Source organism: Desulforamulus aquiferis (genome assembly GCF_030577015.1).
Lineage (GTDB): Bacteria > Bacillota > Desulfotomaculia > Desulfotomaculales > Desulfotomaculaceae > Desulfotomaculum > Desulfotomaculum aquiferis.
Genome location: NZ_JARPTC010000058.1, coordinates 1 through 836 on the forward strand (window position 1 = coordinate 1; position 836 = coordinate 836).

At 48.7% G+C, this 836-nt stretch carries 2 rRNA genes; both read left to right on the top strand.

Annotated features, from left to right (window positions below):
* A 16S ribosomal RNA gene (locus tag P6N53_RS18500) occupies positions 1-128 on the top strand; the annotation flags it as partial.
* 341 nt (positions 129-469) lie between these two features.
* A 23S ribosomal RNA gene (locus P6N53_RS18505) occupies positions 470-836 on the top strand; the annotation flags it as partial.

Here is an 836-nt window from a genome sequence, read left to right on the forward strand (position 1 = left end):
AAGTTGACAACACCCGAAGCCGGTGAGCTAACTCTTAGGAGAGGCAGCCGTCGAAGGTGGGGTTGATGATTGGGGTGAAGTCGTAACAAGGTAGCCGTATCGGAAGGTGCGGCTGGATCACCTCCTTTCTAAGGAGTACCTTGAACCTATGGTTCAAGAAACTCTGGTCGATCATTTATCATCTACCTGTTTAGTTTTGAGAGACCTGAAATCAACCAGGAATTTCCGGTTGATTTTAAGTATCTCATAGAGTAATATAGAAAGTCCGAGCCACGGGGACGTTTCCCGTGACTTAAAAAATGTTCCTTGAAAACTGAACAGTGAAAAGTAAAGCGTCGTAGTAATACAATTTTGCAGGATACAGCAATGTAGCCGAGCAAATGAGATGCGAGAAGTGAGAGGTTGGAAGTGGGAAATGCCGCGGAAAACATTAAGCTAATTACATCTCGAAAAGTAAGAAAAGCAAGTAGGTCAAGAAGAAAAGGGCACATGGTGGATGCCTTGGCGCTAAGAGCCGAAGAAGGGCGTGGAAAGCTGCGAAAAGCCACGAGGAGCCGCAAGCAGGCGTTGAACCGTGGATACCCGAATGGGGCAACCCGGCGGAGCAAAACTCCGTCACCCTATGCTGAACACATAGGCATAGAGGAGGGCACCCGGGGAACTGAAACATCTAAGTACCCGGAGGAAAAGAAAGAAACATCGAACCCCCAAGTAGCGGCGAGCGAAAAGGGGCGAGCCTAAACCAGAATTCTTCGGAAATCTGGGGTTGCGGGACCTTCATCACGTAATTGCTAGTCCTAGTCGAAGCCACCTGGAAAGGTGCTGCACAGAAGGTA